The organism is Streptomyces sp. NPDC048637 (assembly GCF_040650675.1).
Taxonomy (GTDB): Bacteria; Actinomycetota; Actinomycetes; order Streptomycetales; family Streptomycetaceae; genus Streptomyces.
The window spans coordinates 365,877-389,335 of the sequence record NZ_JBEZHQ010000002.1 but is presented as its reverse complement, the minus strand read 5'-3'; the positions used below and the strand labels follow the sequence as shown (position 1 = coordinate 389,335).

Sequence of the window (23,459 nt, the reverse complement as noted above, 5' to 3'; positions counted from 1 at the left end):
CTTCGGGGTGTAGCGCAGCTTGGCAGCGCGCTTCGTTCGGGACGAAGAGGTCGTGGGTTCAAATCCCGCCACCCCGACTGAGAAGTAGCAGGTCAGGCCCGGCTTCCGGAAACGGAAGCCGGGCCTGATGCGTACGCGATGCGCACTCCGAGCCGTCCCGGGAGCGATCAGGGAATGGATCTTGAATTCGTGCCCGCCTCCCAGGCGCCGCCTACTGACGCCCCTTCAGGCACTTCCCCTTGCTCGCCGAGCCCGGAACGTGAAGTGATCCGGGCCACATTCGGCGGCGCGGCACGGCGCCGGCTCCCCCGGCGGGGCAGGTCTCGGGCTCAACTCACCCTCGGTCCGGTGGGCGAAGCCGCCCGGACCGCATGTATGGCCCGGGTCGGCAGAACCAACGCCGCGCCGTTCGCCACCGGTCCCTCCCCTCGTGGGGACCGGTGCCGAACGGCGCGGGCGGCGTCGATCCGCGCCCCCCGTACCGGCGCGGATCCGGAAAGGGCCGGACCCGTGGTCGACGCGGCAGCAGTCCGGATGGGACGGTTCCACAGTTCCCTCGCGCTCATTGCGCCGAGTCCGTCACGACCGCTCGTGACTCCGACAGAAGGTGACCGCATGCGTCAGGAGTTGTCTCCGAGCAGTGAGCTGGTGGCCTGTCCGGGCAACGCCCGGATGCTGCGCCGCTGCGAGGTGATCCTGTCAGCTGTGGCTCCCGCCGAGGAGGTTCCGGATCCGAACCAACGGCTTAACCACAGGTCAGCCAGCTAAGGTGAGTTTTCCGGTCCGGATGTCCAAGTGCGGGGGACGTAGGGGGTGGAGACCTTGAGTCCCGACTCAGGGGCGCGCAGAGCCTTCGCAGAACGTCTCGCGCTGCTGTACAAGGAGGCCGGCAACCCTCCTCTCAAAAAGGTGGCCGAGGCGGTCGTCCGGCTTCAGCGGGTCGACGAACGAGGGCGGCCCGTACGGGTGTCCGTGCAGCGGATCAGCGACTGGCGACGGGCCAAGAACGTGCCGGCGCAATTCGCCGCTCTCGCCGCGGTGCTGCACATCCTGGTCCCCCAGGCGCGACGCCTGCGGCCCGCGCCGGTGTCCACGGGCCTGTACGACCTGGCCCAGTGGCAGCGGCTGTGGGAGCGAGCGGTCGACGACCGCGCCGCGGCATCCACGCCGGAGGAGGAACACCCGCCTGCCGAAGCCGCGCCCCTTCCCGGTGTGTGCCCGTACCGGGGACTGGCGTCGTACCGTCAGCAGGACGCCCGGTGGTTCTTCGGCCGGGAGCGGAGCACGGATGCCCTCGTCGCTCAGCTCCGGGCGGCGGAGAAGACGGGCGGCCTGGTCATGCTCGTGGGCGCCTCAGGGGCCGGAAAGTCCTCCCTGCTGAACGCCGGCTTGGTGCCCGCACTGCAGAACGGCGCGCTGGGCGACGGGAACCGCCCGGAGCGGGAGGTCCTGCAGCTCGTGCCGGGAGGCGATCCTCTCGCGGAGCTGACCGGCCGGATCCCCGGGCTTGCCCATGTCGTCGCCGCCGCGGAGGAGTCGGCGGCGAAGGCGCCCGGTACTCCGCAGTTCGCGCACGCGGTGAGGGAGGCGGCCACGGCATGGGCGGGGCGCGGGACGTCCTCGGCCGCCCGTCCGGTCGTGATCGTGGACCAGTTCGAGGAGGCCTTCACCCTCTGCTCCAGCGAGACGGCCCGGCGCACCTTCCTCCAGCTCCTCCACGCCGCGTGCACGCCCTCCGGTTCGGGTGACCCGGCCCCCGTCCTCGTCATCCTCGGCATACGCGCCGACTTCTACGAGCAGTGCCTCGGGTATCCCGAACTGGCCGACGCGCTGCAGCACCGGCACATGGTGCTCGGGCCGCTGACCACCACGGAGCTGCGCGAAGCGGTGACCGGCCCGGCCAAGGCCGTGGGGCTGGAACTCGAACCGGGGCTGGCGGAACTGATCGTCCGGGAAGTGAGCGCCGACGGTTTCAGCGGGGCGCACGACGCAGGGGTGCTGCCGCTGCTCTCCCACGCCCTGCTCGCCACCTGGCAGCGGCGGAAGGCGGGACGGCTGACGCTGTCCGGCTTCCGCGCGGCGGGGGGAATCCAGGGAGCGGTGGCGGCGACCGCCGAGCGGGCCTGGTCCGGCCTCGATCCGACGGCACGCACGGCCGCGCGACTGCTCCTCCTCAGGCTGGTCCGGCTGGGCGAGGACACCCAGGCCACCCGTCGGCGGGGGACGCGGCGCCAGCTGGCGGACGAGTCGACGGACCCGAACAAGACGAGGGAATCGCTCGAAGCGCTGGTGCACGCCCGTTTGGTGACACTCGACGCGGAGGCTGTGGAGATCACCCATGAAGCGCTGCTGCATGCCTGGCCGCGCCTGCGCGAATGGATCGACGAGGACCGGAACGGCAACCTGCTGCGCCAGCGGCTGGAGGAGGACGGCAGGGCCTGGGAGGGCTCGAACCGCGACACGTCCCTCCTCTACCGGGGTTCCCGTCTGGAGCAGGCCCGCAACTGGACCGAATCCGCCGGTGACACCTTTCTGACCCGCAGCGCGGTGGAATTCCTGGCCGCCTCGGTCCGGCTGCGCAAGCGCACCGTCCTGCTCAGCCGTGGTGCGGTGGCGGCGCTGGTCGTCATGGCGATGCTGGCTGTCGGTTCCGCGGTGGTCGCCCGGCAGCAGCGGGACGACACCGTTTTCGCTCAGGTGGTCGCCCAGGCCGACCGCGCGCAGTACACGGACCCCTCGTTGTCGGCCCAACTCGATCTGGTGGCACACGGCTTGCGGCCCGACGACGAGGGCACGAACAATCGCTTGATCTCGATGGTGAACGCGCCGCTGGCCACACCGCTGCTGGGCCACACCGGTGCCGTCTACCTCACCTCGTTCAGCCCGAACGGCCGGGTCCTGGCCACCGCCAGCTATGACCGGACGGTGCGGCTGTGGGACGTGGCGGACCCGACTCGTCCCCGCCCCCTGGGCAAGCCCCTCACCGGCCACACGAGCTGGGTGAGCACCGCTGTCTTCAGCCCGGACGGAAAGACCCTCGCCAGCGCCGCGGACGACGGCACGATCCGGCTGTGGGACGTGCGGGATCCCCGCCACCCGCACCGGATCGGGGCGCCCTTGACCGGCCACGACGGCACGGTCTTCCTGCTCGCCTTCAGCCCTGACGGGCGCACTCTGGCCACCGCCAACGAAGATCACTCCGCCCGCCTGTGGGACCTCCGCGACCCGCGCCGGCCGAAGACGCTCGGTGCCCTGACCGGCCACACCGCCGCGGTACGCGCCGTGGCGTTCAGCCCCGACGGGCGGACGCTGGCAACCGGTGGCGACGACAACACGATCAAGCTGTGGGACGTGGCCGACCGGCGCCGCCCGACGCCGGTCGGCACGGAGCTGGCCGGCCACACGGACACGGTGCACTCCGTGGCCTTCAGCCCGGACGGCCGCACGCTCGCCAGCGGCAGCGACGACAACACCATCAGGCTCTGGAACGTGGCCTCGCCGCGTCACGCGGCGCCGCTCGGCGCGCCGCTCACCGGCCACACCGGTCCCCTGTGGTCCGTGGCCTTCAGCCCCGACGGCAATATGCTCGCCGCCGGCAGCGCGGACAGCACGGCGAGCCTGTGGAACGTCAGCGATCCGGCATACCCGTCGCAGGTCGGCGAGCCCCTCGCGGGCAGCAGCGGGGAGATGTACGCCGTGGGCTTCAGCCCCGACGGGCGGACGCTGGCCACGGGCAGTGGCGACAGCAAGGTCCGTCTCTGGTCGATTCCGACATCGAACATGGTCGGCCGTATAGGAGCGTTCCGTCCGGACGGGCGGGTGCTTGCCACGGGGGCCCGCGACCGAAGGGTGCGGCTGTGGAACGTACAGAAGCCGCACCGGCCCGTTGTGCTGGGCAAGCCGTTCACGCCCGGGAAGGGCGATGTGCGGGCGCTGGCATTCTTCCCCGGCGGCCGCACCCTCGCGGTGCTGATGGGAAACCAGACGGTGGAGCTGTGGAACGTCTCCGACCCGGCTCGTCCGGTCTCCTACGGGCCGCCCGCCGCGCTGCGGACACGGTTCGTGGGCCCCGACTCGCTGGCCATCAGCCCGGACGGGCGCACGCTGGCATCCGCCTATGACGACCACACCATTCAGTTGTGGGACGTCGCCGACCCGTCCCGCATCCGCCGGCTCGGCGCACCGCTCACCGGCCACAAGGGCTACGTCAACTCCCTCGTCTTCAGCCCGGACGGACGCACGCTGGCCAGCGGCAGCGCGGACGACACCGTCCGGCTCTGGGACACCGCCGACCCGCGTCATGCCGCCCTGTTCGGCGCGCCCCTCACGGGGCACATGGGACCGGTCAACGCCCTCGCCTTCAGTCCGGACGGCCATACCCTGGCCAGCGGCAGCGACGACGACACCGTCCGGCTCTGGAACACGGCCGACCCCCGCAGGGCAACCCGGCTGGGCTCCCCTCTCACGGGCCACACCGAAGCGGTCGTGTCGCTGACGTTCAGCGAGGACGGCCGCACCCTGGCGAGCGGCGGCAACGACAACACGGTCCGGTTCTGGCGCGTCACGCACCCGTCCGAGGCGGCTCCTATCGGTCAGTCGACGAGCCCCAATGCCAAGACGGGCAATTTCTTGTCGTTCAGTCCCCAGAGCCACATGCTCGGAGTATCGAGCGGCGCCGGAACCGTCCGGCTGTGGAACCTGGACCCCGACAAGGCCATTCGCCGCATTTGCTCGACCACTCGGGGCGTTCTGACGCCGGAGAAATGGCGCGAGTATCTGCCTCTTCTCTCGTACGAGCCGCCGTGCGGCGGGTAGCGAAGTCGCCCCGCCGAACGGCCCGGATCCGCGCATCGGGCGGGACGCCCCCGGCCGTCTCTGCAGCGAATTCGGCCCTTCGTTTCCACCGCTGCCGTACCGCGCTACGTGACTCCAACCACAACTCTGTATGGCAATGCAGCAGTTGACTCCCACTGCGCGGTCAGCCTTGCTAGTCTTGGCCACAGCCCGATCGCTGGTGCATCCCCCGTCGCCAGCGATCGGGCGTTTTCGCGCCCTGTGCAGAACGTGAACACCGTGAACAGGGAAACGCGCACCGATACCGTCCGGCCTCATGCGGGACGAAATCGTCGTGAGTTCACACACCGCCCCCTTGCCGAAGAATGGCGCTCCGTGCGTCACGCCGACCCTGGCGTCCGGCCCTGCTCCACTCGTCAACACCTCTTGAGGAGTCATAAGGTGGAGCCGTCCGGCCGACGAGCCGACCGGGACGCCAGGAAACGGAACGGTGAGCACCCATGGCAGTGGCGTACGAGCGGATCGCGGACGAGCTCCGCGAGGCCATCCGTGCAGGTGAGCTGAAGCCCGGGGACAAATTGCCGGCGGAGTCGAAGCTCGCCGAACGGTTCAGGCGCAGCGTGCCGACCATCCGCGAGGCGCTCCGCGCCCTCCGCGACGAAGGCCTCATCGAGAAACACCATGGGCGCGGCAATTTCGTCCGCCGGCAACGCACCTCCGCGCTGCGCACGAACCGCCGCCACCAGTGGGAGAAGGACCGGGCACGGGTGCCGCTGGCGGAGCGGGCCCGGACCGGCGCCACCGAGCACGACACCGGCCTGACGGTCGACGACCTGGTCTTCACAGCGTCCTACCGCAAGGTCGAGGCGAGCCACGGCCTCGCGCAAGCCTTCGGGCTCCCCGAAGGCACAGCCCTCCTCGAACGCACCTACCGCACCAGGTACGCGGCCGAGAGCGCGCCCTTCAGCCTGGTGACCTCGTACCTCGTCCACGGCCTGGTCGCGAAGAACCCGGATCTCCTGGACGAGTCGAAGGAGCCCTGGCCCGGGGGCTCACAGAGCCAGCTCTACACCGTCGGCATCGAGCTGGACCGCGTCGAGGAGCGTGTCACCGCCCGCCCGCCGACGCCGGAGGAAGCAGCGGAGCTGGAGCTGCCGCCCGGCACGTCGGTACTCGCCCTCCGCAAGACCTCGATCGACATCAACGACCAGGTGGTCGACGTCTCCGACGTCATCCTGCCCGGCGACCGCACGGAAATGCTGTTCACCACTCCCCTGGAAAGGTGGTGAGTGCCGTGCGCCGGCGCATCATCATCGTCACTGCCGTGCATGCGCCGTCGGCGCACTTCCTGCCGGAGGCCTACGCGTCGCTCTGCCGGCAGGAACTCCCCGACGGGTGGGAATGGCACTGGGTCATCCAGGAGGACGGAAGGAGCGATGAGGTCGCGCCGCACGTCCCCGATGACGAGCGGGTGACGTTCCGGCAGGGGCGGCCCGGTGGTCCCGGCGTCGCGCGCACCATCGCCCTCGCGCACGCGGAGGGTGAGTACATCAAGGTCCTGGACGCCGACGACCAGTTGCCGCCCGGCGCGCTGGCCCGTGACCTGGCCGCCCTCGAAGGCGAGCGCAGCCTCGGCTGGGCGACGTCACGCGTCCTCGATCTGCTGCCCGACGGCTCCACCGCCGGCTTTCCCGGGGACCCCGAGCCGGGGCCGATCGAGCGTGGAGCCGTGCTCGACTTCTGGAAGGCGAACGGTTTCCGCGCCCAGGTCCATCCGGCGACCCTCTTCGTCCGGCGCGACCTGCTCCTCGCCCTTGGCGGATGGATGGCCCTGCCCGCCTCGGAGGACACCGGGCTGCTGCTCGCGCTGAATGCCACGAGCCGCGGCTGGTTCTCCTCCGAAGTAGGCCTCCACTACCGCAAGTGGCCCGGCCAGGTGACCGGCCAGGCCTCCCACACCGACACCGCCGAGCGCGACGCCCGCATGGCGGTCGTGGAGGCCAGGGCACGACAGCTCGCCGACCTCAAGTGGCGCTACCCGGCGGCGGATTGATCGGTGGCGGATTGATCGGCGCCACCGTCGGCACTACCGATTGATCTGCACCATCGATGGACCGGCGCTACGGATCGGCCGCCTGAAAACGGCCAACAATGGGACACTCCGCTTATTGCCTCTTCAGGGGAAGTGCCCGGTATTTCCGGGTCTATTGAGACTTATCGCCCTCCTGGCGCATATCAATTCCGGACACCAGTTCCCCACGTTGCTTGTCTGTACAGCCTGAGAGTCCCTACCTTGTGGCGCGATCAAGAGGGCGAGGCAACAGGCCAGAGCCCCTGTCAGGGGAGGGCTCGCAAGATGCTCCCGGTCGCTTCCGCAGGTGCCGATGCTCCGGGTGCCGAATGGCTCGTAGGGGCCAGGGAGTCCGCTGCGCACGGCACGTGGTGGGGTGCAAGAGCCGCAGTACGCCAGTCGAGCCGGTGGCGTCCCTATGGCGAATGACATACCGCCGCCTCACGTCCCAAGGACGGCAGTCGGCTCCACTGCACGGAACAGCGCTCACCGCACCATTCCCCGCCAACGGGACAAGCGGGATCGTCCCCCTCTCCTGCAAACCACCCCGCTACAGCGCACGGCCTTCCGTATCGCTGTGACGCTGACCGCGGCTGCCGCCGTACAGCAGGTGCTCCTCGCCATCGGCCTGGGCGGCTGGCTGCCGGGCTGGCAGCCGTGGCCCTTTCTCCTGGGTGCCGCACCGGCCTGGCTGATCGCTCGGCGGTACTGGCCGAGAGTCCTCGGCTCATGGCCGCTCTGGTCGAAGTCCGTGGAGCTGCTGCGGAGGGTGCCCGTATGGGCGTTCGCCGCGGCGGTGCTGGCGTTGACCGCGGGCGTGTGGGCAGCACTGCAGGACGACGAGCCCTACATCGGGCACGAAGAAGCGGTCTACGCCAACAAGGCACGCTCTTGGCAGGACGGCACACCTGATGCGGGGTGGGGGGTCTACCGGCCCGTAGGCCTTCCGGCCCTCGGACGCATTGCCCTCGCGCTGCACGGCGACGTCGGTGCGCTGCGGGCCACCACACTCGTCCTGGCACTGTTCACGCTGAGCGTGACGTACCTCGTGGCGAGCCACTGGACCACTCCGCGCCAGGGCGTTGTCACGATGCTGCTTCTGCTCAGCGGTCTCGGCTTCCTACGCCGCGTGCCCGAGTTTCTCAACGACATCGGCAGCACCGGCCTCCTGCTGATCGTCGTACTCCTCCTCATACGCGCCCAGGAGAAGGCGGAATCACGCGCCCTGCTGGTCGTTCCGTTCGTGATCCTCGCTGCCTTTTACCTTCGTTACGGTGTCGTGGGTAATCTCCTGGCGATAGCCGTCGCAGCAGTCCTCGTATACGGCCCTCGGGCATGGCTCACTCATGGGCGGCATCTGATCGTCGCCGGCACCACCCTCCTCGCCGGCCTCGTGCCCCACTTCCTCTACGCCCTGCACGTCACCGGCTCGCCCCTCGGCGTCATTCTCTCTGCGACCGAGCAAGCCGAACGCGACTTCATCGGTGACGGGCTCATCTACTACCTGGCGATCTTCCCGTACCGATTAGCCGGCGACCTCGGCGCCGTCGTCATGACAGCGGGCCTTGTCGTCACTTGGCTCGCCCTCCGCAGAATCCGCCGTGCTCGTCAGGAACATCGCGGTACGCCACTGCGGGACGACCGGCGGCGCGCTTTTCTTGGCACCGCGTCTCTGTTCATCTTCGTCGTCCTGGGCATCGCGACCGACGGCGAGCCGCGCTTTGTCTACCTGCCGGTCATTCTGCTCACCACGCTGGGCGTGCAATACATCGCCGAAATGACCACTCGCTGGGCCCCTCAGGCCCTCTTGGCCATTGCCTCTCTGGCCGGTATCACGATCTTCGGTACCACCCAGGTGGTCGCTCACGGAGCAATGCCCGGCCCCACGAGCCTGAGCCACTCCACCGTCCCCGTAGCCCGGCAGCTCTCCTCCAAGGGCCCATGCCTCCTGGTCACCGGGTACGAACCCGAGGTCGGCTGGTACTCGGGCTGCGACGCAGTCACCTACGCCCAGTACGGCCGGATGACTCCGCCCCGCGACACAAAGATCAGCTTCATTCTCTTCGAACATGGCCGTCTTCAGCCGGACGCGGCCGGTCTGCAGCGCCTGATCGGCTCCCGGCCTCATACCAGCCGCACCATCCCGACCGACGGCCCGCTCGGCACAAGCACCGTGATCACGCTGACACCGGAGGTCCGTGAAGACCCTCGATAGCCCTGCTCGCCCCGGGGGTCCAGGCCCACGTCACGGGAGTCGTTCGGCATCGACCCGGGAGAAGATCAGGTCGCTTTCCCCGGCAATCCGCCCCGTCCAGCGCACCGGCACCCCTGTGGGGCGGTGCAGCGCCGCGGGGTAGCTCCCCGGGGCGTAGCTGTTCGCGAGTCGGTAGACGTGGAAACCGTGGTCTCGCATGATCGCCAACAGCTCGTCGGCCGAGTCCCCCAATTTCTCCATCCGGTCAGGGGTCACCTCGACGGTGATTTCCGCATCCGGCCGCAGCTTGTCGAGCAGGGGCGCCAATCCCCGTATGACGGACCCCTCAGCGCCTTCCACGTCGATCTTGATCACGCGGGCGGACGCGATCTCCTCCGGGTCGAGGATTTCGGGAAGCGGAGCCGCCTCGACCTCCATGGCTGCCTCCGCCGGACCGCCGTACGGGACGATGCTGGCCGCGCCCATATTGCTGGAGCTGGCGAGGATGAGGGTGACCGTCTTCCGCTCATCGGAGACAGCGGTGTGGACGGCACGGACGTTCGTTAACCCGTTGATCCCGACGTGCCGCAGAATGCCGCGGTGGAAGGTCGGCGAAGCCTCCACCGCCACCACCCGGCCCTCCTCCCCCACGAGCTGTGCGGCGAGCAGACTGAAGTAGCCGACATTGGCGCCGACGTCGATGTAGGTGTCCCCCGGACGGAGCCGGCGCTGCAGCCAGTGCGTCATGTGCGGCTCCCACACGCCGAACAGGTAGACATAGCGCTGGATGAGGTCCTGCGTATCCACGGCCATGGCGGCGCCGAATCGGGTGCGGACGACTCGCCGGCGAGGGTGATGCCGCAGCCATGGGTTGAGGTACCGCGTGGCAAGGGCTGCCTTGCCCCAGGTGCCAGGAGCGTCCCTCAGATACCCGCGCCCGAGAGTCACCAGAGTCTCACTTACGGCGTTGCTCATCCGCTCACCCTCCGTCGGCTTCTCCCGGAACCGTAGCGCGCTCGGCCGGCCCCATACGGCGTGGCCTCCGCGGCCCCCAGTGCCTCCGTGCGGACGAGGGGATCGGGCGCCGCTCTGGTCTGTTGCGGCCCGGCGTGCCACCCTGCGCGACACCCGCCGCGCGGCCCCGGCCGTCGCCGGCCGAGGCCGACAAGGGATTTCCATGACGCAGCGCTGTCGCTCTGACAGACAAGGAGACGGCAATGAGCGAGTCCCACGGAGATGAGCAACAGAGCGCCCCGAAAGCCCCCGTCACCCTGATCCAGGACACGGTGACGCCGGGCACCGAAGAAGCCCTCAGGGAAAGGCACACCGCCCGCGCACAAAGCGCCGCCGAGCGCACCAAGGCCGCCTGCCGCCATGCCGGCGTCGAGGCGGACCCGGCCGCCGTCATCGCCGTACCGACCGAGGCCGCCGCCAAGGCCGCCAACGCCCTTCGCCTGTCCGCTGACGCGCTTGCCGCGCTGGCCAAGGGCGCACCGGACCCCGCGGCCGACGCCCGGCACGCCCGGAACGCCGCCGCTGCCGCCGTGCTCGCCGCCCTCATCGCCCGGTCCCAGGGCGCCGACGAGCTCTCCGGCGCCGCGCACCACGCCGCCCTCAAGGCATCTCAAGCTGCCGGAACGGCCGCGGGGAGGGAGGGCATGGGCAGGAGCGAGGTGCTGAACGCTGAGGCGGACGCGGCCGAGGCAGCCGCCGTCGCCGCTGCCAGGGCTGCGGGCTGGATGTAGCGCTCACCGCCACCTGTCCGGCACCACCGGACCACGGTGTGGACGGTGGTGCCGGACCACGGCGTGGACGGTGGTGCCGGACCCGACCGGTGCGCGTGGGGCAGCCGGTCAATCCTGGTCGAAGGAGAGATCCAGCATCCGGATGGCATTGCCGCGCAGGATCTTGTACGTCACGTCGTCGGAGAGGCCCGCCACATGCTCGGCCGCCACCTGCTTCGTGTGCGGCCAGGTCGAGTCGACGTGCGGGTAGTCGGTCTCGAAGGTGGCGTTGTCGACGCCGACCGTCTCGATCGATTCGATGCCGTGCCTGTCACGGAAGAAGCAGCAGAAGATCTGCCGGTAGTAGTACGACGACGGCGGCTCGGGGATCAGGTCCTTCACCCCGCCCCACGCCCGGTGCTCCTCCCAGACGTCGTCGGCGCGCTCCAGGGCGTACGGGATCCACCCCATCTGGCCCTCGCTGTAGGCGAGCTTCAGCCGCGGGAACTTCACCAGGACGCCGCTGAACAGGAAGTCCATCATCGAGGCCATCGCGTTGTTGAAGCTCAGGGATGCCTGCACAGCGGGCGGTGCGTCCGGTGACGCCGCCGGCATCTGCGACGACGAGCCGATGTGCATGTTCACGACGGTGCCCGTCTCCTCGCACGCGGCGAAGAACGGGTCCCAGTAGCCGGAGTGGATGGACGGCAGCCCCAGGTACGTAGGAATCTCGCTGAAGGTCACCGCCCGCACCCCGCGAGCGGCATTGCGCCGGATCTCGGCGACCGCCAGATCGATGTCCCACAGCGGGATGAGGCACAGCGGAATCAGGCGGCCGCCGCTGTCCCCGCACCACTCCTCCACCATCCAGTCGTTGTACGCCCGCACACAGGCGAGCCCGACCTCCTTGTCCTCGGCCTCGGCGAACGTCTGCCCGCAAAAGCGCGGGAACGTCGGGAAGCAGAGCGACGCCTCCACGTGATTGAGGTCCATGTCCGCCAGCCGGGCCTTGGGGTCCCAGCACCCGCGCCGCATCTGCTCCCGGGTGATCCCGTCCAGCGTCATCTCGTCGCGGGAGAAGCCCACGGCGGCAATGATGCGTTTGTACGGGAAGATCAGCCCCTCGTACTCCCACCAGTCCGTGATCTGGCCCTCGGGGTCCGTCGTGAACCGGTACTTCCCACCGACGTACTCCAGCTCGCCGATACCGGCGGTGAAGGGCTTCGGCCCCCTGTCCTGGTACTTCTTCGGAAGCCAGCTCTTGAAGAGGTGCGCGGGCTCGATCACGTGATCATCCACGCTGATGACCCTGGGAAGCTCCGCCGTGCCGCTCTCGTTGCTGATCACGCTGTACCCCCAACTGCCTGCCGGTGAGTCACGCCGCCGGGCCGGTATCTGACAACCCATCAGTTCGGAGGTTATGGGCTCGCCCTTGCGACTACAAGGCACGGCCGGGAACTCCACCCCTTGCGGGATCGCGCGGTGTCCGCTGAACTGACGAATCGTCAGTTCGGGTTGATGAGTCGAGGAGGCAGCATGCAGACGATCTGGCTCAGCGGTGCCGAGTGGTTCGCCGTCCTCCGTATCGGCCTCGGGCTGTGGTGGCTGGAGAGCTGGCGCCACAAGGACAAGAAGACCTGGTTCGCCGGCGGCGGCATCACCTGGGCGGCCGGCATCGCGGCCGACCACCGATGGCCCGCCGTCCGGAAGAGCTTCGACCGCTTCGTACGGCCCCACCCCCGCCTGATGGCGTACCTCGTCGCCTACGCGGAGCTGGCTCTCGGGCTCGGACTGATCGTGGGCTTCCTGACGCCGATAGCCCTGGCCGCCGGGGCGGTGCTCAACCTGATCTATCTCGCGCTGATGATCCACGACTGGGCGGAGCAGGGACAGAACCTGATGATGACGCTGATCTCCGTCGCCGCGCTGTGCGCCATGAGCTGGCAGAGCTGGTCGCTCGACGGGGCCTGGGGGCTGTTCCTGTAGCCGGGTGAGCAGCTGCCCCGTCCGTGGGCCGGCGGACGGCCTGCACTTGTATGATCGCCCGGTCCTTTTCAGGAATGCGTGGACGGGGGGCGCATGGACGCCGGCGAGCAATGGGCAACGATCGCCGCGGTGTTGCTGGGATCGATTTCCACGCACCTGACCACCTACGCGATGGAACGGCAGCGCAAGAAACACGAGTTGGTGACGCGCTGGGACAGCAAGAAGCTTGAGGCGTACGAGGGTTACGTCGACAGTATGCGGGCGTGCATCTTCCTCGCCGTGCAGCTCTATGAGCACAGGGAAGGTCTTCGGGTCAGCGAGACGAGCGAGCAGGACATGCTTGCGGAGATGTCGGTGGCAGGCCGCTTACGGGGGCGCGCCTTCGAGCGGGTCATGCTGCTCGGCGGCGACGACGTCGTGGAGGCGGCGCACGAACTCAGCGCCCTTGCTCTCACCGTCGACTGGCAGGCCAGCGGCAAGATCAACGGCACCTTGGAAGACTGGCGCGAACGGCATCGCGCCGTGTTCCGGGGCATCAACGACTTCCATGAAGCAGCCCGTTCGGACCTGGGCGTCGACGGCAGCGTCACGGGCGAGAAGCACCCTGAACGCGATCTCCTGCTTCCGCCCGCTCAGCGCGACGGCAGCGACACCCCCTGAGCGGATACCGGCCGACTCCCGGCGTGGGCTCCGGCAGGCCGTTCGGTGCGGGCTGTGTGCCTGCCGAGGGCCGGCGGGGACCGCGTCAGGCCGGATGCCGCGGGGCCGTGCCAGTGGCTGTCGGGGCGGTCACTTCTTCGCCCCGGCGGTCACCGGGCGGTCGTTGTTCAGCTCGGTGAAGAGTTGTTGTGCCTGGCGATCGTTCCACTTCACGGCGCTGCCCTTGGGGGTCTTGAAGCCGAGGCTCGACACGGGGACGTTGAGACGCTTGCCGTCGCCGTCCGTGACGGCCTTCATCGCCTCGAAGAGCGAGGTGAGGTTCGGCAGGCCGGTGTCCTTGTCCACGATGAGTGTGCCGAGGCCCGCGTCCATGGTCGGGTAGACCGTGGACGGGTCGAGCAGGACGTCCGGGCTGGCGGCCTTGCGGGCGAGTGCGGCCAGGAACTTCTGCTGGTTCTGGCTGCGGCCCAGGTCGCCCTTGGCCTCCTGGTGGCGCTGGCGGACGAAGGCGAGCGCGGTACGGCCGTCCAGCGTGTGGCAGCCCTTCTTCAGGTTCGCGCCCGACTTCTCGTCCTTGATGTCCCGGTCCAGGCACATCGGCACGCCGCCGACCGCGTTGACGATGCCGACGAAGCCGGCGAAGCCGATCTCCGTGTAGTGGTCGATGTGCATGCCCGTGTTGTGCTCGATGGTCCGGACGAGCAGGTCGGGGCCGCCGAACGAGAACGCCGCGTTGAGCTTGTTCTTCGACGCCCGGTAGTGCTTGCCGGTCTCGGGGCGGATGTGTGACGGGATGGTGACCCACGAGTCACGCGGCAGGCTCACCATCGTCGTTCCGTGGGCACCGGTGTGCAGCAGGATCATCGAGTCGGTGCGGCGGCCGTCGTCGGCCGAGCCGCCGGTGTGCAGATTCTTCCTGGCGCGGTCGGAGAGGCCCACCCGGCTGTCGGAACCCACGATCAGATAGTTGGTTCCCCCGCCCTGCGACGGGCGGTCCGCGATCTCGCCCAGGTCGACCTCGCGGTTGAGCTTGGTGTCGGCCCAGACGTAGGTGCCCACGGAGCCGAGGGCCAGCACGGTGGACAGGACGATCAGCGCCCGCGTGATCCGGCGGCGCTTGCGGGGAGGGGCCGCGGCGCGCCGGCCGCGGCCGGTGTTGCCGCCGCCCGGGCCCGTACGGCCGGTGTGGACCGCGGGCCTGCCGTTGCCGGTGCGACCGTTTAAGCGGGGTGGTGGCAGCGGCGCCTGTGGGGCGGCGCCGTGCACGCCGGGATTCGGTGGCGGTGCCTGGTGTACCTGAGGCGGGGGGTCGCCCGGGCGCCATATCTGCCCGGTGCTGATGTGCTCCGCCTGCGCTTCGCCGCCGCGCCACTGTCCCTCGTGCGGCCCCTCCAGCCAATCAGTCATGCGCGGCAGTCTGCATGCTCATCTGCTCTTCACCAAATGGTGCGCAGATCTGCACAAGCGAATGGGGTGAATGCGGTGAATGCACGGTCCGGCGACGGGGTATGAGAGCCCGTTCCGGCTCGGGGGCGCAGGCACGGCGGCGGGTGGGGAGCGCCCGGCCGCGCCTCTCGGGGCGTCCGCCCGGTCCTGAGGCGGGCGGACCCCCTGGGGGCACGGTGCGGACGCTCATCTCGACGGCAGGCTCTCGTACGCGACCGGCTGGCCGATGTGCTGCGCGGCGGTACCGGAGCGGTGCATGCGCTGCCACTTCAGCCGGGTGCCGAGCAGGAAGGCCACCACGGACTGGATGACCACCAGGTACATCAGCTGCCGGTAGACGAAGAGCTGGAACGGCATCGCCCACAGCTCCCGCACCGGCTCTCCGTCGAGCCGCAGGGCGTATCCGGCGCAGGCCAGCTGGAGGGCGAGGAAGCCGACCCACACCCCGGCCGAGAGCACCGGCCCCTGGAAGAGCGCCCCGTACAGGGCGAAGACGTCGACGATCGGTGCGAACAGTGGCAGAGCGACCTGGAAGAGGGTGAGGTAGCTCAGCCCGCGGCGTCCGAAGCGGCCGGCCGGGCCCACTTCGAAAACGGCACGGCGGTGCTTCCACATGGCCTGGAGCGTGCCGTAGCACCAGCGGTACCGCTGCCGCCACAGCTGGCTCAGCGAGGTGGGCACCTCGGTCCAGGCGATCGCGGACTCCTCGTAGACCACCCGCCAACCTGCCTGCCACAAAGCCATGGTGAGGTCGGTGTCCTCGGCGAGGGTCTCTTCGCTGACCCCGCCGACGCCCATCAGCGCGTCCCGGCGGAAGGCGCCGATGGCGCCGGGGACCGTCGGCATGCACTCCAGCACCTCGAACATCCGCCGGTCGAGGTTGAACCCGAAGACGTACTCCAGGTGCTGCCATCTGCCCAGCAGGCGGCGCCGGTTGCCGACCTTGGTGTTTCCGCTGACCGCGCCCACGGCCGGGTGCGCGAGCGGCTGGACGAGCCGGTAGATGGCGTCCGGCTCGAAGACGGTGTCGGCGTCGACCATGACCACGATGTCGTACCGCGCATGGGCCAGACCGGTGTTGAGGGCGGCCGCCTTGCCCGAGTTGGGCTGGCGGATCACCTCCACGCGGGGATCGTCGATCCAGGTGGCGATGTCCGCGGTGTCGTCCGTCGACCCGTCGTCGATCACGATGATCTGCAGATACCGGTGCGTGGAGGCGAGCAGCGAACGGACGGTGGATTCGATGCCCGCCGCCTCGTTGTAAGCGGGCACCAGGACCGTTACCGGGTCGGTGATCTCGCGCAGCCACGGTGAGCCCGGACGGAAGCGCACCAGCCGCCGGACATGGGCGCGGGCGAAGAACACGAGCGAGGCCAGCCGGAGCACACCCAGGCCGCCGGCGATGCCCAGCACCCAGGTCATACCGTTCACAAACGCATGCCCGAGGGCCTTGGTCCACACCAGGGCCGTGCCCAGCCATCGCTCAGGGGCGGGCGCCGGCGTATCGGCCGCGGGCAGTCCGGCCCCGAACGAGACCGTGGTGAATTTGTCGACCCTGCGGTTGTTGAGCAGCTTTTCGGTGTCGCTGTAGGCGACGTCGTTCTGACTGAACTGCCGGATCACACCCTGTGACGGCTTACGGAACCACCGGTCCGCGGCCACCAGCGTGTAACCCTCCGCACCGGCCTGCTGGGCCGCCTTCCACTCCGCGCCGCACATCGTGTCGACCGCGGTGGTCTGCGGCAGTCTCAGCAGGTCGGTGTGGATGCCCGCGGTGCCCGCCAGCGCCTTCTGCGTCAGCGACAGCTCCAGCCGGGACCGGAAGGACGAGGCCGAGCCCATGGCCGCACCGGTGTAGGTGTTCGACCCGATCTCATGGCCCTCGGCCTGGATCCGCCGTACCAGGTCCGGATGCTGGGCGGCCTGGGCGCCGCGCAGGAAGAAGGTGGCGTGCGCATGGTGCTTGCGCAGCAGATCGAGCAGGCGTGGCGTCCATACGGGGTCGGGGCCCCCGTCATAGGTGAGCGCCACGGTGCGGGCGGGCATCCCGGCGGACTTCACCTTGTCGCCGTTGAGGCGCACCACCGGGCCGCCCTTGTCCACCGCCTTCGGCACCGGTGTGGTGCAGTCGCTCCGGGTCTTCGCGGCATCGACCTCGTGGGTGGTCCAGCCCTCGAAGAGCAGGGCGCCGAAGGCGAGGGGCAGCACGAGCATCAGCAGCAGCCAGTGACCACGCGGATCACGGGACTGCGCGTGCCGGCCACGGTTCGAGCCGCGCTTCACGTCGCTCCCGCGGTGACCTCGGCCACAGTGAAGACGGGGAGTCTTCGGGCGGGGGCGCCGGCAGCTGTCACCGGAGCTGCCGCGACGCGGGTGAGGAACGTCGGGACGTCATCGGCAGCCGCGGCGGACGCCCGGCGGGGGGCGTGTCCGACGGCGGCGACCGGGTTCCGCAGCACCTTTGCGTGCCGGACGGAAGGATCGGCACATGACTGGGAAACACGTATTTTCTGCCGTTTTGCGTTCCGGCTGGCCTCACACATGGTCGGCGAGTGTACTCATCACCGATCTCGGGTAGCGGGCCGCTTCCAAGATCCCTTACCTCGGTGACAAGGCTCCGGACCGGCGGTCCGGCCTCTGCACCCCGAGGACATTTGCCCAGGTCAGACGGTTAATTGCGGTGAACTTTGCCCGGTATTGCGACCTCCGCAACGCGGCGTTCACCCGCGTCTGCCTGAGAGTGTTCTAACACCTGGCCTCGTCGCGGCGCCGAGGCCGCCGTCCCGGCCGGTGACTGAAAACACCCTTATCCCCCGGCTCTGCCCGACCTAACTTTGACTGTGTGACCAGATTCGAAATCTGGTCATGGAGTCGGAGGGGGGCCACGACGTGGAACGAGCGCAGCGCGCTGACCGCATCCTGGAAGCGGCAGGTGAGTTGCTGCTCGCCTGGGGCTACGGGCGGGTGACGATCGACGAGATCGCCCGCCGCGCCAAGGTCGGCAAGGGCACGGTTTATCTGCACTGGAAGACCAAGGACTCGCTGCTCCTCGCCGTCATGCTGAAGGCCCAATACCGAATGCACCACGTGCAGTTGGCGCGCATGCGGGCGGACCCGGTGGAGATTCTGCCGAGCCGGATGATGAGCCGGCAGTTCCTCGAATTCCAGACCAAACCGGTATTGCGCGCGCTCTACACCGATGACGCCGATATCCTCGGCCGGCTCAACGACACCGCCAAGAAGGAGTTCGCGGAGCTGATGGTCCAGCGCGACCGGCATCTGTGCCGCCATCTGGAAGTGCTCCGCGCACACGGTCTGGTCCGCCGCGACATCGACGTGCAGCACCAGCAATACGCCTTGCTGGCGACGTCCACCGGCTTCTTCCTCTCCGAGGCGTTGCTCGCGGACCGCGCCCCGGAAAGCGTGGAGGTACGCGCCGAAATTCTCGCCCGCACCCTCCGCAGCGCGCTGGAGGTGCCGGCCGACGCCGACGCCGATGACGGCTCCGGCCCCGCCGCTGACCTGGACTCCGGCTCCGGGCCGGACGCCGCTTCCGCCCGGATGCGCGTCGCCGCGGCGTCGGCCGCTCCCGAAGTCATCGCCATCCACGAGCATTTCACCGAACTCTGCGCCCAGGAGATGCGCCGGCAGATACGTGACTGAAGCTGCACAGTGGATTCCTTGGGGCGGATGCATGCGGTGGATACGTGTGATGGCCTCATACCGCTTCAGATTCGCGCAGCGGGCTCCCTGCGAGTGACTGCATCACGCCGACTCCACGAATCGGAATCCCCCTGACTCCACCCGCCTGACTCCGTCCGACGGACATCCGGCCACGACTGCTCAAGCGCCTTCCGCGAAGGAAAAGATCCACGTCCCAGCCCTGGCCCGACCGGGTCCCACCCGGACTCGCGGGCCGACTCCCAACCCGGAGGAGATCGAAAGATGTCGGAATTAACCAGCTCCCCGTTCGCCGCGCATATCGGGAAACACCCGGGCGAGCCGAATGTGATGGAACCGGCGCTGATCACCGACCCGTTCGGCGGCTATGGCGCACTGCGCGAGAAAGGACCGGTCATACGGGGCCGGTTCATGGACGACTCACCCGTCTGGCTCGTGACGCGCTTCGAGGAGGTCCGCCAAGTCCTGCGCGACCAGCGGTTCGTGAACAATCCGGCCGCGCCGTCCCTGGGGCACTCGATCGACGAGAGCCCCCTGGCCAGGCGGCTGGACATGATGGGGTTGCCCGAGCGTTTCCGGCCGTATCTGCTCGGATCGATTCTCAACAACGATGCCCCCGACCACACCCGGCTCCGCCGTCTGCTGTCGCGCGCCTTCACAGCACGTAAAATCACCGACCTGCGGCCGCGGGTCGAGCAGATCGCCGACGAGCTGCTGGCCCGGCTGCCCGAGCACGCCGAGGACGGCGTGGTCGACCTCATCAAACACTTCGCCTACCCCCTGCCGATCACCGTCATCTGCGAACTGGTCGGCATACCCGAAGCGGATCGTCCGCAATGGCAGAAATGGGGTGCCGACCTCGTTTCGCTGCAGCCCGACGGCAGCACCACGTTCCCGGCGATGATCGAGCACATCCATGAGCTGATCCGCGAGCGGCGCGGTGCGCTCACCGACGATCTGCTCAGCGAGCTGATCCGTGCCCATGACGACGACGGCAGCCGGCTCAGCGACGTCGAGATGGTCACCATGATCCTCACGGTCGTGCTCGCCGGCCACGAGACCACCGCCCATCTCATAGGCAACGGCACGGCGGCGCTGCTCACCCACCCCAACCAGCTGCGCCTGCTCAAGGATGATCCGGCTGTGCTTCCGCGTGCCGTTCACGAGCTGATGCGCTGGTGTGGGCCGCTTCACATGACCCAGCTGCGGTATGCGTCCGAAGATGTCGACCTCGCCGGGACGCCGGTCCGCAAGGGTGACGCCGTACAACTGATCCTGGTATCGGCCAACTTCGACCCCCGCCACTACACCGAACCCGAACGTCTCGACCTGACCCGTCACCCCGCCGGCCATGCCGAGAATCATGTGGGGTTCGGCCACGGGATGCACTACTGCCTGGGCGCCACCCTCGCCAAACAGGAGGGCGAAGTCGCGTTCATGAAGCTCTTCGCGCACTACCCGGAGGTGTCGCTGGGCATCGCACCGGAACAACTGGAGCGGGCACCACTGCCCGGCATCTGGCGGCTCGATTCCCTGCCGTTGCGGTTGGGGTGACGATCCCGTCCGGAGAGCGCGCGGCCGCTCCGCCGTGCACGCACCGACGCAAACAAGGGCCCCGTGCGGGACAGTTCTCCGCACGGGGTCCCGGTCTGCCGTCGCTACTTTCCGTCGTCCAGGCAGTCGGCGGCGGCCCTGGCGGGTCCGGGTCCGCCGGCATCGACATCGGCGTCAGGGGCGGGGCCGGGGGCCGGGGCCGGGGCCGGGGCCGGAGCCGGGGGCATACAACCGGACCGTGGGCGGGTGGTCGGCCCGCCCGGCCGTCATCAGCGCGGGCGGCCGGCCCGCAGCGAGTACATGAGGGGGATGCGGGGGCGGTCGCCGGGGAAACGGTGGTAGCCATCGTCGTTGCGGCGCAGGGCGGTGAAGCGCTGGAACATCGTCTTGTCGTGTTCGTGCAGGAAGTCGATGCGCAGACCGGTGGCGGCCAGGGCGGAGACGACATCGCCGAGCGTGTGCTGCCATTCGACGCTGCGGTTGTGGACCGTCGGTGCGCCGAAGTCCGTGTAGGTTCCGGGGACTTCGTCCACCCATGCGTCGCGGCTGAAGTAGTCGTGGACGATGCGCGATCCGGTCTCGTCGTCCAGGGCGTCGCAGAGCGGATGGAATTCGGCGAGGTAGAGGAAGCCGCCGGGGGCGACGAGGGACGCGGCGGTGTCGGCCCAGCGTTCCACGTCCGGGAGCCAGTTCAGGGCGCCGATGCCGGTGTAGACGATGTCGTACGCGGCGTCGGGGACGGCTTCGGCGGCGTCATAGACGTCGGCGGCGACGAACACCGCGCGGTCGGGGCCGTAACCGAGCTCGGCGGCGAGTTCGCGGGCGGTTTCGATGGCCGGTTCGGAGAAGTCCAGGCCGACGACGCGGGCCGCGCCGCGGTGGGCCCAGGAGAGGGTGTCCTGGCCGAAGTGGCACTGGAGGTGGAGGAGGGAGCGGCCGGTGACGTCGCCGACCTCGGCGACCTCGAAGTCACGGAGCACGTCCCGGGCCCGGCGGAATCCGTCCTGGTCGTAATAATCACTCGCGGTGTGGAGGGCGACGCGCTCGTCCCACCTCGCACGATTGGCCTCCCGCCAGTCCTCAGGACCCGAAATTCTTCGCATTCGGCGAAGTTATCCACAGCCTTGTGGCCCTCGCCAACGGATTTCCGGCACCGGGCGCAGAATGGGCCCATGACTGACGAGACGACCCCAGCCCCAGGCCCCGACGCCACCACTCCACCTCCTTCGACGACCGACATCCGGCACACGGCCGGGACGAGGACGGGCTCGGCCGGCCCGATAACGGGGTCGGACGGGTCGACGACGGGCGCGACAGGCTCGGCGGACCCCAGTGGTGTGGACTCCGCGATGCCGGACTGGGAGAAGCGCTTCCGCGCGCCGCGGATCGGGCTGCCGGACTGGGCCGAGGACGCCCCGGACCGTTCCCTGTTCGTCTCGAACGCCACCGGCACCTTCGAGCTCTATACCTGGGACCGGGCCACCGGCAAGCAGCGGCAGGCCACGGACCGTCCGAACGGCACGACGGACGGGACGCTGTCGCCGGACGGCCGGTGGATCTGGTGGTTCTCGGACACCGACGGGGACGAGTTCGGCGTCTGGATGCGGCAGCCGTTCGAGGGCGGCCCGGATGAGCCGGCGACCCCTGGTCTCACCCCCTCGTATCCGGGAGGACTGGCGATCGGCCGGGACGGGACGGCGGTCGTCGGGTGCTCGACGGACGAGGAGGGCTCGACGGTCCATGTCGTCCGGCCGGGGGAGCCGCCGGTGGAGATCTACCGGCACCGCGAGTCCGCGGGCGTCGGCGATCTCTCGCACGACGGCTCGCTGGTCGCCCTTGAGCACACCGAGCACGGCGATGCGATGCACTCCGCGATCCGCGTCGTACGGCCCGACGGCTCGACGGTCGCGGAGCTGGACGACACCAAGGGCGGGACCGAGGAGCTGGGCCTGTCGGTGATGGGTTTCGCACCGGTGGACGGGGACGCCCGGTTGCTGGTCGGGCATCAGCGGCGGGGTCGTTGGGAGCCGATGATCTGGGACCCGCTGACCGGCGTGGAGACGGCCCTGGACATCGATCTTCCCGGAGATGTGGGTGCCGACTGGTATCCCGACGGGTCGGCGCTGCTGGTGGAGCACGAGTACCAGGCCCGGAGCGAGCTGTGGCGTTACGCGCTGGGCACACCGGGCGGCAGCGGAGCCCCGGCCGGTACCGGTGATGCGGCCGCTGCGGCCGATGGTCCGCTGGCCCGGGTCGAGACCCCGGCCGGCACGGTCTCGGGCGCCACGGCGCGGCCGGACGGCACGGTGGAGTTCCTGTGGTCGTCGGCGGCACAGCCCCCGGAGGTGCGGTCGACGAGCGGCGAGGTCGTGCTGGACCCGCCCGGTATGAAGGCGCCGGGCTCGGTGCCGGTGCGGGATGTCTGGGTGGAGGGCCCCGGTGGCCGTATCCATGCGCTGGTGCAGCAGCCGGCGGGCGAGGGCCCCTTCCCGACGGTGTTCGACATACACGGCGGCCCGACCTGGCACGACAGCGATGCGTTCGCCTCGTCGCCCGCGGCCTGGGTGGACCACGGCTTCGCGGTCGTACGCGTCAACTACCGCGGCTCGACCGGCTACGGCCGCGCCTGGACGGATGCGCTCAAGCATCGCGTCGGCCTGATCGAGCTGGAGGACATCGCCGCGGTGCGTGAGTGGGCGGTCTCGTCCGGGCTGGCCGATCCGAAGCGGCTGGTGCTGGCGGGCGGCTCATGGGGCGGCTATCTGACGCTGCTGGGGCTCGGTACCCAGCCGGATGCCTGGGCCGTGGGCCTGGCGGCGGTTCCGGTCGCGGACTACGTCACGGCGTACAACGACGAGATGGAAGCCCTCAAGGCGATGGACCGGACCCTGCTGGGCGGCACCCCTGAGGAGGTCCCGGAGCGCTTCGAGGCGTCGTCACCGCTCACGTATGTGGACGCGGTGCGGGCCCCGGTCTACATCTCGGCCGGCGTCAACGACCCACGCTGCCCGATCCAGCAGGTGGAGAACTACGTCCAGCGGCTGGAGGGCCGCGGCCATCCGCACGAGGTCTACCGCTACGACGCCGGACACGGCTCCCTCGTGGTGGAGGAACGCATCAAGCAGGTCCGCCTGGAACTCGATTTCGCCCAGCGGCATGTGATCGAGAGGAGCTAGCGGCCGGCGGGGGCGAGCGCAGGGCCGGGGCGGGCGCTCAGATCCGCGGCGGGGGCGGAGCACGGGCGGCGGCCAGAGCACGGGCGGCGGCCAGAGCACGGGCGGCGGCCAGAGCACGGGCGGCGGCCAGAGCACGGGCGGCGGCCAGAGCACGGGCGGCGGCCAGAGCACGT

The 23,459-nt window shown here is 69.5% G+C and carries 15 protein-coding genes and 1 tRNA gene; 11 read left to right on the top strand and 5 right to left on the bottom strand.

Features of this window, described 5'->3' with window-relative positions; genetic code table 11:
* Positions 1 to 3 precede the first annotated feature (3 nt).
* The 5 genes from AB0C46_RS04590 to AB0C46_RS04570 all read left to right on the top strand — a co-directional run bounded on the left by AB0C46_RS04590 (position 4) and on the right by AB0C46_RS04570 (position 9,080).
* Positions 4 to 77: transfer RNA gene (locus AB0C46_RS04590), tRNA-Pro, on the top strand.
* A 736-nt stretch (positions 78 to 813) separates the two neighbouring features.
* Entirely contained in the window at positions 814 to 4,815 is a 4,002-nt protein-coding gene (locus AB0C46_RS04585; protein WP_362825627.1) for an AAA family ATPase, read from the top strand.
* 479 nt (positions 4,816 to 5,294) lie between these two features.
* Positions 5,295 to 6,083, top strand: coding sequence for a GntR family transcriptional regulator (locus AB0C46_RS04580; RefSeq protein ID WP_362825626.1), 789 nt, complete (start codon positions 5,295 to 5,297; stop codon positions 6,081 to 6,083).
* 5 nt (positions 6,084 to 6,088) lie between these two features.
* Complete coding sequence (locus AB0C46_RS04575) at positions 6,089 to 6,847, top strand: glycosyltransferase (RefSeq protein ID WP_362825624.1); 759 nt, start codon at positions 6,089 to 6,091, stop codon at positions 6,845 to 6,847.
* A gap of 595 nt (positions 6,848 to 7,442) precedes the next feature.
* Positions 7,443 to 9,080: a glycosyltransferase gene (locus AB0C46_RS04570; protein ID WP_362825622.1), complete on the top strand. Its 1,638-nt coding sequence runs from the start codon at positions 7,443 to 7,445 to the stop codon at positions 9,078 to 9,080.
* Positions 9,081 to 9,110: 30 nt separating this feature from the next.
* Here the strand turns inward: AB0C46_RS04570 and AB0C46_RS04565 are convergent, their stop codons facing one another.
* Entirely contained in the window at positions 9,111 to 10,034 is a 924-nt protein-coding gene (locus AB0C46_RS04565; RefSeq protein ID WP_362825621.1) for an FkbM family methyltransferase, read from the bottom strand.
* Positions 10,035 to 10,276: 242 nt separating this feature from the next.
* On the opposite strand from AB0C46_RS04565, the gene AB0C46_RS04560 reads away from it, so the two are divergent.
* Entirely contained in the window at positions 10,277 to 10,804 is a 528-nt protein-coding gene (locus AB0C46_RS04560; protein WP_362825619.1) for a hypothetical protein, read from the top strand.
* Between the two features lie 108 nt (positions 10,805 to 10,912).
* On the opposite strand, the gene AB0C46_RS04555 is transcribed toward AB0C46_RS04560, so the two are convergent.
* Positions 10,913 to 12,130 carry an amidohydrolase family protein gene (locus AB0C46_RS04555; RefSeq protein WP_362825618.1) on the bottom strand — a complete coding sequence of 406 codons (1,218 nt, stop codon included), beginning with the start codon at positions 12,128 to 12,130 and terminating at the stop codon, positions 10,913 to 10,915.
* A 189-nt stretch (positions 12,131 to 12,319) separates the two neighbouring features.
* Between AB0C46_RS04555 and AB0C46_RS04550 the strand changes: the two genes are divergently transcribed.
* Both AB0C46_RS04550 and AB0C46_RS04545 read left to right on the top strand, forming a co-directional pair.
* Positions 12,320 to 12,769, top strand: coding sequence for a DoxX family protein (locus AB0C46_RS04550; RefSeq protein ID WP_362825617.1), 450 nt, complete (start codon positions 12,320 to 12,322; stop codon positions 12,767 to 12,769).
* 93 nt (positions 12,770 to 12,862) lie between these two features.
* Entirely contained in the window at positions 12,863 to 13,429 is a 567-nt protein-coding gene (locus AB0C46_RS04545) for a hypothetical protein (protein WP_362825615.1), read from the top strand.
* A 129-nt stretch (positions 13,430 to 13,558) separates the two neighbouring features.
* Here the strand turns inward: AB0C46_RS04545 and AB0C46_RS04540 are convergent, their stop codons facing one another.
* Positions 13,559 to 14,836 carry an LCP family protein gene (locus AB0C46_RS04540; protein ID WP_362825614.1) on the bottom strand — a complete coding sequence of 426 codons (1,278 nt, stop codon included), beginning with the start codon at positions 14,834 to 14,836 and terminating at the stop codon, positions 13,559 to 13,561.
* A gap of 225 nt (positions 14,837 to 15,061) precedes the next feature.
* Positions 15,062 to 17,158, bottom strand: coding sequence for a bifunctional polysaccharide deacetylase/glycosyltransferase family 2 protein (locus AB0C46_RS04535; RefSeq protein ID WP_362825612.1), 2,097 nt, complete (start codon positions 17,156 to 17,158; stop codon positions 15,062 to 15,064).
* A 606-nt stretch (positions 17,159 to 17,764) separates the two neighbouring features.
* Here AB0C46_RS04535 and AB0C46_RS04530 point away from each other — a divergent pair.
* Together AB0C46_RS04530 and AB0C46_RS04525 are read left to right on the top strand one after the other, a co-directional pair.
* Positions 17,765 to 18,538 carry a helix-turn-helix domain-containing protein gene (locus AB0C46_RS04530; protein WP_362825611.1) on the top strand — a complete coding sequence of 258 codons (774 nt, stop codon included), beginning with the start codon at positions 17,765 to 17,767 and terminating at the stop codon, positions 18,536 to 18,538.
* 282 nt (positions 18,539 to 18,820) lie between these two features.
* Positions 18,821 to 20,110 carry a cytochrome P450 gene (locus AB0C46_RS04525; protein ID WP_362825610.1) on the top strand — a complete coding sequence of 430 codons (1,290 nt, stop codon included), beginning with the start codon at positions 18,821 to 18,823 and terminating at the stop codon, positions 20,108 to 20,110.
* A gap of 269 nt (positions 20,111 to 20,379) precedes the next feature.
* On the opposite strand, the gene AB0C46_RS04520 is transcribed toward AB0C46_RS04525, so the two are convergent.
* Positions 20,380 to 21,213, bottom strand: coding sequence for a class I SAM-dependent methyltransferase (locus tag AB0C46_RS04520; RefSeq protein ID WP_362825608.1), 834 nt, complete (start codon positions 21,211 to 21,213; stop codon positions 20,380 to 20,382).
* A gap of 246 nt (positions 21,214 to 21,459) precedes the next feature.
* On the opposite strand from AB0C46_RS04520, the gene AB0C46_RS04515 reads away from it, so the two are divergent.
* On the top strand, positions 21,460 to 23,286 hold the full coding sequence (locus tag AB0C46_RS04515) for a prolyl oligopeptidase family serine peptidase (RefSeq protein WP_362825808.1): 1,827 nt from the start codon (positions 21,460 to 21,462) through the stop codon (positions 23,284 to 23,286).
* The last annotated feature ends 173 nt before the right edge of the window (positions 23,287 to 23,459 follow it).

Bases quoted from the DNA above. Each gene is read 5' to 3' on its own strand.
- AB0C46_RS04560 (WP_362825619.1), top strand. From the start codon at position 10,277: ATGAGCGAGTCCCACGGAGATGAGCAACAGAGCGCCCCGAAAGCCCCC.
- AB0C46_RS04550 (WP_362825617.1), top strand. From the start codon at position 12,320: ATGCAGACGATCTGGCTCAGCGGTGCCGAGTGGTTCGCCGTCCTCCGT.
- AB0C46_RS04545 (WP_362825615.1), top strand. From the start codon at position 12,863: ATGGACGCCGGCGAGCAATGGGCAACGATCGCCGCGGTGTTGCTGGGA.
- AB0C46_RS04580 (WP_362825626.1), top strand. From the start codon at position 5,295: ATGGCAGTGGCGTACGAGCGGATCGCGGACGAGCTCCGCGAGGCCATC.
- AB0C46_RS04515 (WP_362825808.1), top strand. From the start codon at position 21,460: ATGCCGGACTGGGAGAAGCGCTTCCGCGCGCCGCGGATCGGGCTGCCG.
- AB0C46_RS04540 (WP_362825614.1), bottom strand. From the start codon at position 14,836: ATGACTGATTGGCTGGAGGGGCCGCACGAGGGACAGTGGCGCGGCGGC.
- AB0C46_RS04520 (WP_362825608.1), bottom strand. From the start codon at position 21,213: ATGCGAAGAATTTCGGGTCCTGAGGACTGGCGGGAGGCCAATCGTGCG.
- AB0C46_RS04565 (WP_362825621.1), bottom strand. From the start codon at position 10,034: ATGAGCAACGCCGTAAGTGAGACTCTGGTGACTCTCGGGCGCGGGTAT.
- AB0C46_RS04525 (WP_362825610.1), top strand. From the start codon at position 18,821: ATGTCGGAATTAACCAGCTCCCCGTTCGCCGCGCATATCGGGAAACAC.